This is a genomic window from uncultured Aquimarina sp. (genome assembly GCF_947496855.1).
GTDB lineage: Bacteria > Bacteroidota > Bacteroidia > Flavobacteriales > Flavobacteriaceae > Aquimarina.
Genome location: NZ_CANMED010000001.1, coordinates 1,358,705 through 1,373,068, shown reverse-complemented (window position 1 = coordinate 1,373,068; position 14,364 = coordinate 1,358,705). Strand labels below are relative to the sequence as shown.

General features: G+C 30.3%; 14 protein-coding genes. 5 read left to right on the top strand and 9 right to left on the bottom strand.

Annotated features, from left to right (window positions below):
- Nucleotides 1-412: 412 nt before the first annotated feature.
- A complete protein-coding gene (locus Q0921_RS05975; RefSeq protein WP_299254661.1) occupies nucleotides 413-2,626 on the bottom strand; it encodes an ATP-binding protein in 2,214 nt (737 codons plus the stop codon).
- Between the two features lie 202 nt (nucleotides 2,627-2,828).
- Between Q0921_RS05975 and Q0921_RS05970 the strand changes: the two genes are divergently transcribed.
- Nucleotides 2,829-3,455 (top strand): hemolysin III family protein, encoded by a 627-nt coding sequence (locus tag Q0921_RS05970; RefSeq protein WP_299254658.1) that lies wholly within the window; start codon nucleotides 2,829-2,831, stop codon nucleotides 3,453-3,455.
- A gap of 185 nt (nucleotides 3,456-3,640) precedes the next feature.
- On the opposite strand, the gene Q0921_RS05965 is transcribed toward Q0921_RS05970, so the two are convergent.
- From Q0921_RS05965 to Q0921_RS05950, 4 genes are all read right to left on the bottom strand, one after another.
- Complete coding sequence (locus Q0921_RS05965; RefSeq protein ID WP_299254655.1) at nucleotides 3,641-4,441, bottom strand: hypothetical protein; 801 nt, start codon at nucleotides 4,439-4,441, stop codon at nucleotides 3,641-3,643.
- A gap of 93 nt (nucleotides 4,442-4,534) precedes the next feature.
- Nucleotides 4,535-4,963 (bottom strand): DUF4268 domain-containing protein, encoded by a 429-nt coding sequence (locus Q0921_RS05960; RefSeq protein ID WP_299254652.1) that lies wholly within the window; start codon nucleotides 4,961-4,963, stop codon nucleotides 4,535-4,537.
- A gap of 1 nt (nucleotide 4,964) precedes the next feature.
- The gene (locus Q0921_RS05955) at nucleotides 4,965-5,642 is read right to left on the bottom strand and encodes a ZIP family metal transporter (RefSeq protein ID WP_299254649.1); all 678 of its coding nucleotides are present in this window, start codon (nucleotides 5,640-5,642) and stop codon (nucleotides 4,965-4,967) included.
- Entirely contained in the window at nucleotides 5,642-6,373 is a 732-nt protein-coding gene (locus Q0921_RS05950; RefSeq protein ID WP_299254646.1) for a class I SAM-dependent methyltransferase, read from the bottom strand. Before Q0921_RS05950 ends, Q0921_RS05955 begins: the two co-directional genes overlap by 1 nt.
- Before the next feature lie 71 nt (nucleotides 6,374-6,444).
- Between Q0921_RS05950 and Q0921_RS05945 the strand changes: the two genes are divergently transcribed.
- Entirely contained in the window at nucleotides 6,445-7,590 is a 1,146-nt protein-coding gene (locus Q0921_RS05945; RefSeq protein ID WP_299254782.1) for a class I SAM-dependent RNA methyltransferase, read from the top strand.
- 27 nt (nucleotides 7,591-7,617) lie between these two features.
- Here the strand turns inward: Q0921_RS05945 and Q0921_RS05940 are convergent, their stop codons facing one another.
- From Q0921_RS05940 to rlmD, 3 genes are read right to left on the bottom strand one after another with little or no spacing between them, the layout of a single operon-like run.
- Complete coding sequence (locus tag Q0921_RS05940; protein WP_299254643.1) at nucleotides 7,618-8,364, bottom strand: DUF6048 family protein; 747 nt, start codon at nucleotides 8,362-8,364, stop codon at nucleotides 7,618-7,620.
- Nucleotides 8,330-8,854 (bottom strand): DUF6452 family protein, encoded by a 525-nt coding sequence (locus Q0921_RS05935; protein WP_299254640.1) that lies wholly within the window; start codon nucleotides 8,852-8,854, stop codon nucleotides 8,330-8,332. Before Q0921_RS05935 ends, Q0921_RS05940 begins: the two co-directional genes overlap by 35 nt.
- Before the next feature lie 3 nt (nucleotides 8,855-8,857).
- Complete coding sequence (gene rlmD, locus Q0921_RS05930) at nucleotides 8,858-10,267, bottom strand: 23S rRNA (uracil(1939)-C(5))-methyltransferase RlmD (RefSeq protein ID WP_299254637.1); 1,410 nt, start codon at nucleotides 10,265-10,267, stop codon at nucleotides 8,858-8,860.
- 115 nt (nucleotides 10,268-10,382) lie between these two features.
- Between rlmD and Q0921_RS05925 the strand changes: the two genes are divergently transcribed.
- Together Q0921_RS05925 and Q0921_RS05920 are read left to right on the top strand one after the other, a co-directional pair.
- Nucleotides 10,383-10,946: a sigma-70 family RNA polymerase sigma factor gene (locus Q0921_RS05925; protein ID WP_299254634.1), complete on the top strand. Its 564-nt coding sequence runs from the start codon at nucleotides 10,383-10,385 to the stop codon at nucleotides 10,944-10,946.
- The gene (locus tag Q0921_RS05920) at nucleotides 10,936-11,319 is read left to right on the top strand and encodes a DUF6768 family protein (RefSeq protein ID WP_299254631.1); all 384 of its coding nucleotides are present in this window, start codon (nucleotides 10,936-10,938) and stop codon (nucleotides 11,317-11,319) included. Before Q0921_RS05925 ends, Q0921_RS05920 begins: the two co-directional genes overlap by 11 nt.
- Nucleotides 11,320-11,439: 120 nt before the next feature.
- Here the strand turns inward: Q0921_RS05920 and Q0921_RS05915 are convergent, their stop codons facing one another.
- Entirely contained in the window at nucleotides 11,440-12,606 is a 1,167-nt protein-coding gene (locus tag Q0921_RS05915; RefSeq protein WP_299254628.1) for a mechanosensitive ion channel, read from the bottom strand.
- A gap of 241 nt (nucleotides 12,607-12,847) precedes the next feature.
- Between Q0921_RS05915 and rocD the strand changes: the two genes are divergently transcribed.
- Nucleotides 12,848-14,125, top strand: a complete 1,278-nt coding sequence (gene rocD / locus Q0921_RS05910) for an ornithine--oxo-acid transaminase (protein ID WP_299254626.1) — start codon at nucleotides 12,848-12,850, stop codon at nucleotides 14,123-14,125.
- Nucleotides 14,126-14,364: the final 239 nt, after the last annotated feature.

Sequence of the window (14,364 nt, the reverse complement as noted above, 5' to 3'; positions counted from 1 at the left end):
AGTAGGTCGCCGCCTTCCTTGAAAACCCTTCATTATATAATGAAGGGTTTTTTTTATACCCTATAAAATTAAAAAAAATATCGTTGCATATATAGAAATATTACTATTTTGAATAATTCTGAGTACGTTTAAAAAAGGAATATCAACTCGTAAGTGCTATCAATAAATGTATGCTTGGAGGATAATTGGTATTAGATAATAAGTAATAATCCAAGTTAATATAAATGTATATTCTTTTACTACAATGTTCTTTGTCTATGAAGTATATATGATTGACTTATTTACTGTTATCGTGGTAAAAATCTACCTGAATGATAAAAGTTATCACTTATATAAGAAGTATATCTTATTAGAATAGCTTAAGTTATAGAAGACAACTTAGACTTTTCAAAGTAGAATGCTTAATGAATCTTTAAGATGCCTTTGACATTGCTATATTTAGATTTGCTTCAATTTTGTTAAAAAACTCTTGGTTCTTATATGGTTTACGCATAAAATCACTAAAACCAGATGTAGGATTGAGAATTGATTGAACGGTCTCCTGAGTATCAGATGCGGTTAAAGCTATAATAGGGATATTAGTATTGAATTCTCTAATTATTTTAGTAGCCTCCATTCCACCCATATTAGGCATATTTAGATCCATTAGAATAAGATCATATGTGTTATTTTTGACCATTTCAATAGCCAAAATACCATCATCTGCGATTTGTGATTTATATCCTTTAGTTTTTAAAACGTTTTGAGTAACTATTTGATTTATTTTATTGTCTTCGACGATCAGTATAGTGTATTCTTCTTCGTTTATTAATGGAATACAATCTTTTACATTACTTGTTTGGTTATTTTCTTTATTAGAAGCATCAATTTCAAAGGATATGGTAAAATAGAAGTTAGACCCTTCTCCTGGTACACTCTCGATTTGAATATCTCCACCGTGAAGATTCACTAATTTTTTAACAATGTTTAATCCAAGACCTGTTCCTGTTGTATGATCTTTAGAGTCTGCTTGAGAAAACTTATCGAAAATTAACTCTTGTTTGTCAAGTGGAATTCCTCTTCCGTCATCTTTAATTTCGAAAGTGATTTTGACTTTATTTTCTATTGTTATTGGATTAATGAAGTTTAACCAAATGTTTCCATTTTTGGTAAACTTATTAGCGTTACTAATTAGGTTAATAAAAATTTGAGATAATCTTACTTGATCTCCAATAAGAGAATTAGGAATACTTGCATCAAAATTTAAATGTAATGTATTACCATTTTTATCAGCTTGATATTCGAATGAATTTTTAATATCATCCGCTAAGTTTCTTATGTTGTAAGGGGCTTTATCAAGGCTTATTTCATAAGATTCCATTTTAGTGACCTGTAGTACATCATTAATCAAATTAAGAAGATGGTCAGCAGAAAATTTCATTAGCTTTATAAACTTATGATTTTCTTCATCTTTAATTCGTTCCATAAGAATAGATGATAAACCAACTACACCGTATAAAGGAGTTCTTAATTCATGACTAACGGTAGATATAAATTTTGTTTTTACAGCAGCAAGACGGTCTGATTTTTCTTTCGAAATTTTTAATTCTTTATTTTTGATAGCTAAGGATTCTCCAAGTACTTTCGTTTTTCTGTGATTATAAATGAAAAAACAAAATAGTATTAAACATAATAGAAGTAGTGATAAGGTGAATATAGAAACCGTTTGTGATTGTTTTGCTTTTTGGGTTTGAATGCTGTTATTTTTATTACTAACTACTAATTTTTCTTTAAATTGATTTGTTTCTAATTTTTCTGTTTCTAATGCAGTTTCGTGGTGTTTAGTATATTTCTTAAGAATCGCATAAGCTCTATCTTGTCTTCCAATTTTCACAAGTAACTCTTCATACTTTTTGTATATAGTCATTGCCTGTCTGAACATTTTATTTTTTTCAGCAATAGAAGCAGCTTCTTCAAAATGTCTTATAGCGCTATTGTAATTATTATGGATCTTATAGTATTCCCCAAAGCTTACATATGTTATTAGTAATTCGCTAGTATGTTCAGAGTCCTGACTAAAATATTTTTGACATTTATTTAGTAATCGATAGGCTTTTCTATAGTTTCTGGTTTTTAGATAGATATTAGCCAAATTTAATTCCAAACTATGTTTATAGAAGTTGTTTAAGTTTTTAGAATCTTCATAAATATGTTTAATTCTTTTTAATGCTCTAGCAGGTTTATTGAACCCTTCTAGATAGACTAATGCAATATTATTGTTTACATCTATTATTAATTCGGAATGTCCATCTAATTCTTTTATAAATAGTTCTGCAATTTTATATTCTTTAAGCGCTTTTTTATATTCTTCATTAAGGAAGTGAATTTTTCCTAAAATATTATAAGAATATCCCTTTAAGTAGTACTCTTGTTGGGTGTTGAATTTAGAAGAAATATCTATGATTTGTTCAATAATCATGACACTATTAGCTCTTCCTATCGAATTTAGGTGTTCTTCTGTGTGAATAATAGTACACTCTAATTCAGAGAATGACATTTCTTCATATTGATTGGCATAAAGAATGGAAAAAAATAAGTTAAGACACAAAAAGCATATAAAATGCTTTGTTATTTTAATACTTTTCATTATTCAATACAGGTTTTGGGGCTTCCAAATATATGAAAAAAAATCAAACAATGGTTAAAACACTATTATTTTACGTTTAAAGTGTTTATAAAAAGAATTTAACTTTTAAAAAAGAGGTAAATACTTACATATAAAATATTTACTTTAATAATGCTTCATAGTAATAGGGGTAAAGTAGATCACTTCGCTATTTTTGTAATCCATGAAAATACAAACACCTGTTGAAGAAAGATGGAATTGGTTAACTCACGGGTTCGGTTTTATACTTTCCATCGTTGGCTTGTTTTGCCTATTATTTAATGATACTTATAAAACTCCTTATAGCACCTTTGCTATCATATTATATTCAGTTTCTTTGATAGTATTATATTTTTTTTCTACCACCTATCATTATACAAGTGATTTAAAGCTTAAGGAACAATTTAGGATTATGGATCATATTAGTATTTATTTACTAATAGCCGGAACTTATAGTCCTGTTACTTTGATTGGATTGATGCATAGTAAAGGATGGTTACTTTTTATTATGGTATGGTCATTAGCAGGTTTTGGATCCATTCTAAAATTGTTTTTTACTGGTAGATTCGAAATTGTTTCTGTTATTTTATATCTGTTAATGGGGTGGTTAATTGTATTAGATATTACTGCATTAACTGATAGAGTAAGCTCAGATGGAATTTTTTATTTAATCTTTGGTGGAGGGTTTTACACAGTGGGAATTTTTTTTTATGCTTTTAATAAGTTAAACTATAATCATGTAATCTGGCACTTATTTGTGCTAGGGGGCAGTATATTTCACTATATATTTATTTTAAAATATATAATTTAAAGTTTATTCTATTTTGGAAAGTATCTTTTCTGAAATTTCGATATTATCGATTAGGGTTTCTGGTTCGAGATGTAAACTTCTTCAAAAACATATAACTATTATTATTATAAATGGTTAGTTGTTGGGATCACAAAATAAAACAGGCGTTTCACAACACCTGTTTTACTATATTTTAGCTTAAAATTTTAACCTCTACAGCCTCTGATTACTCCAAAAACGTAGTCATCTGCAGCTTCGTTAAACTCATCACCACAGTTTCTGTCACCAGAACCTCCACTAGCATTGTTTACGTTACTGCATTGATCATGATCCATGCAATCTTTTGTCCAGGCACTAGGTATCCACCATCTACCGCAGTCTCCACCGCATCTTCCCATACATCCATAATTATTTCTTGGTTTACTACCAACCTTTATTTTATCCTTATGATTTCCTCTAGAATCATCATATTCTGCATTTACATAAGTGTTTTTTCTAATACAAGTGATTCCTTCGTTTCTATTTTTTAGATTAGTTGTGTTGCTTAAAGAGGTTATTTTTCTTTTAGAATACATATAATTATAAGGTGATTTGCCAAGATATTCAGTCATACTTAATAAAGTGTATTCTGTCATTGATATTTCACCATCTTTAGTATTTAAAATGTATTCAGATATCAGTTGACCAGTTTTTAATAATGCTTCTTTTTGATTTTCTGACAAAACATTATTGTACCCATTTATATTAATACTTTCATTTTCATAATTGACGGACACATCAATTAGATTTTTGTCAATTTCTAATGACATCATAAAATTAAGTTCTGAAGAGGAACTAACCGAATACGATACATTATGATTGTTCACAGTTAGTTTACCAGTGAAATTGTTTTCGTCCTGAAGTTCTAAGCCTATTTCAGAAGCTTTTGTAGAAATGTTTTCATTTGTACATTGAAGGCATAGAATTGAGCATAGCGATATCGCTAAAATTTTAAAATAATTTTTCATAAGATTGAGTTTGTGTTAGAAACTAATGTATGAAAAATCTTTCTAATTTACGAATTTCGTAAAATATTAGTAGAAATGCTTATTTTTTATTAATCATGAATCAATAAAATCTTTATATTCTAAAAAGAATTCTTCGAGTTTAGACATTTTCTCTTCCAAGAATTCCATGGTGTCTTTCCATGTTTTTTTATTATAAACACTTACATATGGCAGTTCAACATAAAGACGAGAAATAACTTTGCCATTTTCTAATTCATAAAAATCATTAAAGATAATGTCATTCAAGTATTCCGTACTAATTATATTTTTTAAGCTTAAGAATTTATCATAGTAATAAGCTCGTATTATTTCGTCATAAGGTTCTATATCAATAGATACTTGTGCAAACTTTGTAGTAAAGGTGAACTTTAGTGTTACATCTTTTATTTTTGTATTATATAACAACCATTTACGAGGATAAACTGAACCAAATGTTGTCCAGAATTCTTGCCTTATTGTTTTTGACTCTTCTTTACTAAACATATCATATAAAATATGCACTAGCTGTTGCAGCTAGAATAACCATTAATTTAGTGATATTAAACTTATGCCCTTCATTACTTTCAAATAGGATGGTGGTAGAAACATGCAGAAATATCCCAATAACAAGTGCAGTAATTTCTTTATAGTATTTTTGAATACCTTCAAAATGTTCAGAGATAAATGTTCCTAGAGGAGTCATTAAAGCAAAAAGAATAAGAAATAATACGATGATAGGTCTTTTTATTTCTGTTTTAAATAAAAAGGTAGTTAATATCATTGCTACTGGAATTTTATGAATAATGATTCCGATAAATATACCTTCTGTATTATGAATTGGAAAACCTTCCAAAATTGCATGAATTCCTAAACTTATAAAAAGTAATTTTGGAATCTTGGTTGTTTCTTTATGAATATGAATATGACCATGTTCTGCTCCTTTCGAAAAATATTCCAACACCTTTTGGAGTAAAATTCCAATCATAATCCAAACACCCGTTTGCTTAGCATATTGATGTTCTTCAAACACTTCTGGTAATAGATTAAAAATAGTAATGGCTAGCAGAAAAGCACCACTAAAAGCCAAAAGTAGTTTTAATTTTTTTTGATTATTGGGTTTGAATATATATACAATTAACGAACCTATAAAAACAGCGGATATGGATAATATATAGTTGTACACTATTTAAAAATAAGAATAAGTCTCGGAGAAACTGTTTTATGGAATTTTTTAAGTTGGTAATCACCAAAGATATCTAGTAAATTGACTTCAGCTTGTTCAAAATATTTTTCAAAATCTTTTAATGTTAAAGCTTTTACTCTTTCAGTAAACAAAAAGTTTTCATTGTTATCTTTGAATTTTATTTCTTTATATATATAACCTTTTTCAACATACCTTTTTATGTAAAAGGTGATTCCTGACACTTCTTTTATTTCTTCAGGAATAAGATTATCTATAACATAATCTACATTCATAAAGTCAATAACACCAAAACCTTTTTCGTTTAAATCAGATTTTATAGCTTTTATCGTACTTAGATTACATTCTTCTTTTTCAAAATAGCCAAAGCTCGTAAAAAGATTGAAAACTGCAGAAAATTTCTTCAGATATGGTTTAGACATATCATGTACTCGAAATCTTAATGTTTCATTCTCGAATTGCGAAGCATATTCAATACTGTTTTTGGAAAGATCAACTCCTGTAACGTCAAATCCTAATTGATTTAAATAAACGCTATGTCTTCCTTTTCCACAAGCAAGATCTAGTATTTTTTCTTTTGGTTCTAAACTTAAATAATTACTTAAGTTATCCATGAATTGTTGTGCCTCTTCGTGACCTCTATCTTTATATAATATATGATAATATGGAGTATCAAACCATGATGCGTACCACATTGTAGAATCTTTTAGCATAGGGCGCAAAATTAATGTATTTTTGCGGTTTAATAATAGTGAATAAGAAGATAGTGAGTAAATCATTTAAAATGGTAGCCAAAACCTTTTTTGGTTTTGAAGAAATATTAGCAAAAGAGCTTAGAAACCTAGGAGCAGAGAAGGCGCAAGTTGGTAACAGAATGGTTAGTTTTTATGGCGACACAGGTTTTATGTATAAAGCAAATCTTTGCTTAAGAACAGCGTTGAAAATATTAAAACCTATTTCTTCTAAAAAAATACGTAATGAAAAGGATTTATATAGTTTTATTCAATCTATTCGATGGGATGAATATCTAAATACAGATGATACTTTTGCGATTTATGCAACAGTAAATTCTACAATATTTACGCACTCTCAATTTATTTCTTTAAAATCTAAAGATGCTATTGTAGATAAGTTCAGAAAAGAAACAGGAAAAAGACCTAATGTTGATACAGATTATCCGGATTTAACCATTAATATTCATATCCAAGAAGATTTGTGCACAGTATCTTTGGATAGCTCTGGTGGATCATTACATCATCGAGGATATCGAAGTGCAACAAATATTGCTCCGATCAATGAAGTTTTAGCAGCTGGTTTGTTATTATTATCTGGATGGGACGGACAATGTGATTTTTTGGATCCAATGTGTGGTAGTGGAACCTTTGCTATAGAAGCAGCTATGATTGCTTGTAATATTCCTGCTAATTTAAACCGAAAAGAGTTTGCTTTTGAAAAGTGGTTGGATTGGGATATGGATTTATTTGAAAAAATTGAAGAAGTGAGTTTGAAGAAAACGCGTGATTTTCATCATTCTATTATTGGTTTTGATAAGGCTCCATCTGCTGTTAGAAAGGCAAAACAGAATGTAGAAAATGCCAATCTTACTGATTTTGTTAAGATTAAAGATGATAATTTTTTTGAAAGCTCGAAAAATGAAGATAAGAAACTTCATATGGTGTTTAATCCCCCATATGGAGAACGTTTAGAATTGGATGAAGAAAAATTTTATGCGCAAATAGGAGATACACTTAAACAGAGTTATCCAGATACGAACGCTTGGTTTATAACTTCTAACCTTGAAGCTCTAAAATTTGTGGGATTAAGACCTTCTCGAAAAATAAAAGTGTTTAATGGTAAACTAGAATGCCGTTTAGTAAAATACGAAATGTATGCAGGGAGTAAAAAAGCTAAATTTCAAGATAAATCATAACGATTAATTGACTAAATAAAATAGTGTCTATCTTTTCTTTTTTGCAAAAGGAATCAAATAACTAATAGTATAAGTATAACCAATACCAAACTGGCTAAAATCGTTTGTTCTTCCGTATCCCGGAATAAATAAATTTTCAAATCCGTCAAATTCATCATCAAATCCATCAGGATCTTTTTCATTAACAAGTCCTCTTAAAGATACACTAGCTCCTAAGTAGAGGTTGTTTACTATTTCTACTTTTATTCCTAGCGTAAACTCTATCCAGCTAGCTGTTAGATCTTTAGCTTCTCTTTTGTCGGTAATGGGTTCATTAGGGAAAAAATCCGTACCTGTAAAGATTCTATAACTATTTAATGTTTGGTCGAAAGCAGAAAAACCATATCTAAGGCCAGCATAGATGCTGTTTTGCATTCCGTACCAATTTTTATAGACGTTATAGTCAACACCTAATCTTATATAGCTTCCAGATCCTTCTACTTCAATATTTTCTTCATCTCTTAAAAAAGATTCGTTTCCTATTTCTGCGGCTAGATAATAGTTCTTGTAGACTCTGTAGTCTCCATTAATTTCAAAACCGGAATAGTCTTCATTAACAGCACTTCTAATTAATCGAGCAATATCTAATCCAACTCTTAATCCATATTTTTCGGCAGGAGGTAAAGTATCTCTGGCAGAAATGTTGGTTTCTTGATCTAGTTCGGTTTCTTGACTTAGGATAGTACCTGAAACCAGTAGGCTAATGAAAAATAAATACGTGTGCAGCTGTTTCATTGGTTACGTTTCCTTCTTGTATAGTTATATCTTTAATCCAGTTTTGATTACTTCCTTCTTGAGTTAAACTCTCGGTAAGTCCATTGTAAGTGACTTTAAAACCACAGGCACTACTTACATATTCTTCTATAGGTGTGTACTGAAAACTCAATGTATCCGTATTAGGAGTTTCGTCAGTATTATCATCTTCATCAACATCAGAATCTATTGTAAACTCAAAATCCGTTAGAAGAGCATCTATTCTTAAAGGGATCATTATAGAATCTTGATTCGTTGTAAAGTCAAGAATGTTATCAAATCCTACAGCTTTTACCTGTAACTCATTTGGTTGTTTAATATCGGATACGGTACCATCCTCAATGAATTTAATTATTAGCATGGGAGTTGTAGGTGTATCTTCTGCGCAAATATCATCTCGTTCACAACTGGAGTTTAGATAGATTGCTGCAAAACAACAAATCACAAGAATCAAAGTTTTATATAACTTCATAAATTATCTTTTTTCTAATAAAACCACGTTTTCTACGTGATGTGTTTGTGGGAACATATCCACAGGTTGCACTTTGGTAACCTTGTACATACTATCTAATAACGACAAATCCCTTGCTTGTGTTGCACTATTGCAACTTACATATACAATCTTATTGGGTGAAATGTTTAATAATTGAGCTACAACATCCTTATGCATTCCATCTCTAGGAGGATCGGTAATAACCACTTCTGGTTGTCCGTGAGTAGCAATAAAGTCTGTAGTAAACACTTTTTTCATATCCCCCACATAGAACTCTACATTGTCAATATTATTATGTTTCGCATTTGTTTTAGCATCTTCAATAGCTTCAGGAACCGATTCAACACCGATCACTTTTTTCGCTTTTCTTGCTACGAATTGAGCAATAGTACCTGTACCGGTATATAAGTCATATACTAATTCATTTCCTGTAAGACCAGCAAAATCTCTAGTTATTTTATATAGTTCATAAGCTTGTTTAGAATTAGTTTGGTAAAAAGATTTAGCATTAATCTTAAAACGTAAACCTTCCATTTCTTCTTCGATATGATCTTTTCCGTGATAACAGACTACTTCTTGATCGTATATAGTGTCATTTCCTTTAGTATTTACAACATATTGTAAAGAAGTAATTTCTGGGAACTCAGAAATTATATAATCCAGTAATAATGTTCTTTTTTCTACATCTTCATAAAAAAACTGAACTAATACCATAATTTCTCCAGTAGATACAATTCTCATCATCAAAGTACGCAGAAAACCACTTTGATTTCTAGCATTATAAAATGGTAAGTTGTTCTCAGTTGCAAATACTTTTACTTTATTTCTAATCGCATTACTTGGATCTTCCTGTAAATGACATTTGTCAATATCCAAAATTTTATCCCACATTCCAGGAATATGAAATCCTAGCGCATTACGGTTTTTGATTTCTGTGTCGCTCTGAATTTCTTCTAATGTTAACCATCTACTATCGCTAAAAGAAAATTCCATTTTATTTCTATAGAAAAATTGATCTTCAGAACCAAGAATTGGAGTTACAACAGGTAATTCGATTTTACCCAAACGTGTTAGGTTGTTAACTATTTCTTGTTGCTTATATAATAGTTGATGCTCATATCCCATAAACTGCCATTTGCACCCGCCACAAGTACCAAAGTGCTTACAAGTCGGATCTACTCGCTTATCGGATTTTTTATGGAAAGTAGTTGCCGACCCTTCATAAAAAGCTTTTCGTTTTTTTGTGGTTTGTATATCTACTACATCACCAGGAACCGCATTGTTTATGAAAATGATTTTTCCGTCAGGAGCTTTGGCAATACTTTTTCCTTTTGCACCTGCATCGATCACTTCTATATTTTCAAAAACCTGTTTTCTGTTTTTTCTCGCCATAGCGCAAAAATAAGAATAGAAACTATATACTTATTAAATATTCCATATATCTTATAAAAAGAATAAAAAAAATGAACCTAATTTATATTTCTACGTCTATACTATAAAGGTTACTATGACAAACACCAATAGAACATTTGACTCTTTGTTGGTATTACAGTGCCAATCCGGAAATAAGAAAGCTGCAGCGATTCTTGTTAAACGATGGCATGAGAAATTATGTAAACAAGCGCATTGGTATAGTAAGGATTTAGAAGCTTCTAAAGACATAGTTCAAGATAGCTGGAGTACAATATTACTAAAAATTCATAGCCTAAAAGATCCTAATGCCTTCGGAAGTTGGGCATTAACTATCGTCACAAGAAAGTCATATGATTGGCTCCGAAAAAATAAAAAGAAATTAAAGAGTTTGGACTCTTATAACGAAATTCTATCTCAAGAACCTATAGAATATGATACTTGTGACAAAGATGATAACATAATGATATTATTAAAAAAATCTATAAAAACGTTGCCTAATGATCAGCAAATGGTACTTCATCTTTTTTATCTCGAAGGGTATAGTGTGAAGCAAATAGGTGAAATAGCAAACATTTCTACAGGTACCGTAAAATCTCGCTTGTTTACCGCAAGAGAAAAATTAAAATCAATTCTAAAAAGTAAAAATCATGAAAAATAAAATGGAAGATATCGATCAATTGATAAAAGAAACATTAACTAATGAAGAGGCGAAGTTTTATGACGACTTAGATGAGCAAAACTTACTAGAAATGGTTGGAGGGCTTTTCAAAACAAAAAATAGTTGGATGATTATTATAATGTTTATTGTAAACCTTGTAGTATTTGGACTTTTTATATATTGTTTAATTCAGTTTTTAAATACTGATGATACTAATGAGCTAATAAAATGGAGTGCTGCTGGATTTTTCTGCGTTATGATAACAGCAATGCTTAAGTTGTTTTCCTGGATGCAGATGGATAAGAATGCATTGTTAAGAGAAATTAAAAGATTAGAGTTACAGATTTCATCTTTGTCGGGAAGAACGTTTTAAAAAAAAGTTAGAATTTTATAAATAAAAAGATGTTTGACTTATTATTTATTTACAAAAACAAATAAAAAAAACTGCTCCTAGAGGAGCAGTTTTTAACAAATACCTGTTATGTACAAGTAATCAAGATTTTTTATTGAATTTATTTAATATTTTTTCCATTTGCTTTCCGGCTGCCTCTCGACCACCTAATCCAAAGGAAAGCGCAATTGTTACAGCAATTGTTCCAAGAGTAAGACCAAAAGCAAGGTTTATAATTTCGTTAGCAATGCCCATTGTGCCAAGTCCAATTGCAAGAAATATGGCGATAACTGCCATTCTGATAATTGATCCAACAAATTTGTTTTCTTCTTTTTTGGCAAAATTTTGATATGCAATAGTAGCAATCCAGTTACCAATAGCTAGTATTACAAGACCAAATAAGATGTTACCTGAATAATTAATAATTGTAGAAAGAATTTCTGTAAGTCTACCGAATTCTAATTTTTCTACAGCAGTTACTATCCCGAAGATGACTATAAAGAAGTATACTATGTTACCGATAAGTTTTACAACATTTGTACTTCCAGTAATACTATTCAGGTTAATTTTATTAAAAAAGTTATTCAAGTTCATACTATTCAATAAGTCTTTTAGTAATTCACTCACAAACCTTCCTCCCACAATAAATATAATAAGGATGATTGCTGCAACGAGTACTTTAGGTATTGCTCCTAGAAAAGTTTCTAACATTGCGGTGGCAGGCTGCGAAATAGATTCCATATTAAGAATATTTAGTGCAGCAATTAATAGTGGAAAAAATATAAAAATGAAAACTATTTTTTTTAGTATGGTTACTAAATCTATATTCTCAGGAAGTTTTAATTTTGGTGTAAATTTCTGAATTGTATTTCCTGATAGTCCAATCAGTTCAGAAACTATTGACGCTAGCATATATCCTATATATCCTACTAGACCAGCTCCGATTATATTAGGAATAAACCCTAGAAAACCACTGAGCATTGTTTTAATGGGATCCATTACATTTTGTATCCCTAGTTTATCAAGCACGAGCATCAAAACGAATATCATTATAAGGAAGTATAATAATTTCCCTATGAAATCGGATAATTTAACTTTGTCACTTTTTAGTTTGTCATCAATACCAGTTTTTCGAATTAATTTTATAGCTACTTTTTTTATAACAGTAGCGATTAGCCATCCTAAAATGAGAATGACAATTGCCAAAACGATATTTGGAAAAAAACTCCCATTTGTAAAATTTTGTAATAAGTTGTTTAGATAATCCATGTGAATGTTTTTATGGTTTTTCTAAAATTAGTAGTAGAAAAGAAATAACTTTTGAATGATCGAATAGAATTATATCGTGTTCCCGACGAAAAGCTTTTTAATTCGATTAATAATCAATAAAGATTTAGTAGTTTTGCAACTCTCTTAGGGATGATTTCTCTCCCACGCTGAATTTTCGAGTCTTTTCGAAAGGATAAAGGTACAGAAGGAATGGTTGTTTTATCAATTTAAATTATTAAAAATGGCTGTTTTAGAAAAATTAACTTCTCAACAAGCAATCGATTTAGAGAACAAGTACGGAGCTCATAATTATCACCCATTACCAGTAGTACTGAATAAAGGACAAGGTGTTTATGTATGGGATGTGGAAGGAAAAAAATATTATGATTTTTTAAGTGCATATTCTGCCGTTAATCAAGGGCACTGTCACCCAAAAATAGTAGGTGCTATGATGGAACAGGCACAGACATTAACGCTAACTTCTCGTGCATTTTACAATGATAAATTAGGAGAATACGAAAAATTTGCTTCAGAATTTTTTGGTTTCGACAAGTTGTTACCAATGAATACTGGCGCGGAGGCGGTAGAAACTGCATTGAAGATATGTAGGAAATGGGCATATGAAAAAAAAGGTATACCTGAAAATGAAGCACAGATTGTAGTATGCGAAAATAATTTTCACGGAAGAACGACTACTATAATATCTTTTTCTAATGATCAAGTTGCTCGCAAGAATTTTGGACCTTACACTGCTGGGTTTATAAAAATCGAGTATGATAACATTAAAGCGTTAGAAGAAGCATTAGATAATAATAAAAATATAGCTGGATTTTTAGTAGAACCGATACAAGGAGAAGCTGGTGTCTATGTCCCTTCTGAGGATTATTTGTCTAAAGCAAAAGCATTATGTAAAAAACACAATGTATTATTTATTGCAGACGAGGTTCAGACAGGAATAGCAAGAACAGGTAGATTATTAGCTACTTGTGGTAATTGTTCTTGTAGTGATAAAAACTGTTCCGGAACACCTAATGTAAAGCCTGATGTTTTGATTTTAGGTAAAGCATTGAGTGGTGGAGCATATCCAGTCTCAGGAGTTTTAGCGAATGATGATATTATGGAAGTGATAAGACCTGGTAACCACGGAAGTACCTTTGGAGGAAATCCTGTGGCAGCAGCAGTTGCAATTGCAGCATTAGAAGTTGTAAGGGATGAAAAACTTGCAGAAAATGCATATCAGTTAGGAGAGTTATTTAGATCAGAACTAAATGAATATATCAAAACGTCTAATATCGTGAACCTCGTTCGTGGTAAAGGATTGCTAAATGCTATTGTTATTAATGATGATGAAGAAAGTGAAACCGCATGGAATATTTGTGTGGCCTTAAAAGAAAATGGTTTATTAGCAAAACCAACTCATGGTAATATCATACGTTTTGCACCACCATTAGTAATGACCAGAGAACAATTATTAGAGTGTGTTGGAATTATTACAAAGACGCTTAGAGCATTTGAATAATTAATGTTTTAAAAGAAAAGAGTTTTATATAAAAAGGTTGTCTGAGAAGATAACCTTTTTTAGTTTTTAATCTTTTTTTTAGTTTTTCTAAACTGTAGAATTCTCCGACACTTTTATTAATAGCCCAGAAGAAAATTTTGAAATTCTTTGATTTTTATAAAGCTACTTTTTTCTTTAGAGTAGCTAGGCTTCCCTAAATGTTATTTACCAATTAGTAAGATTCCTTTTTTAGCGTGCTA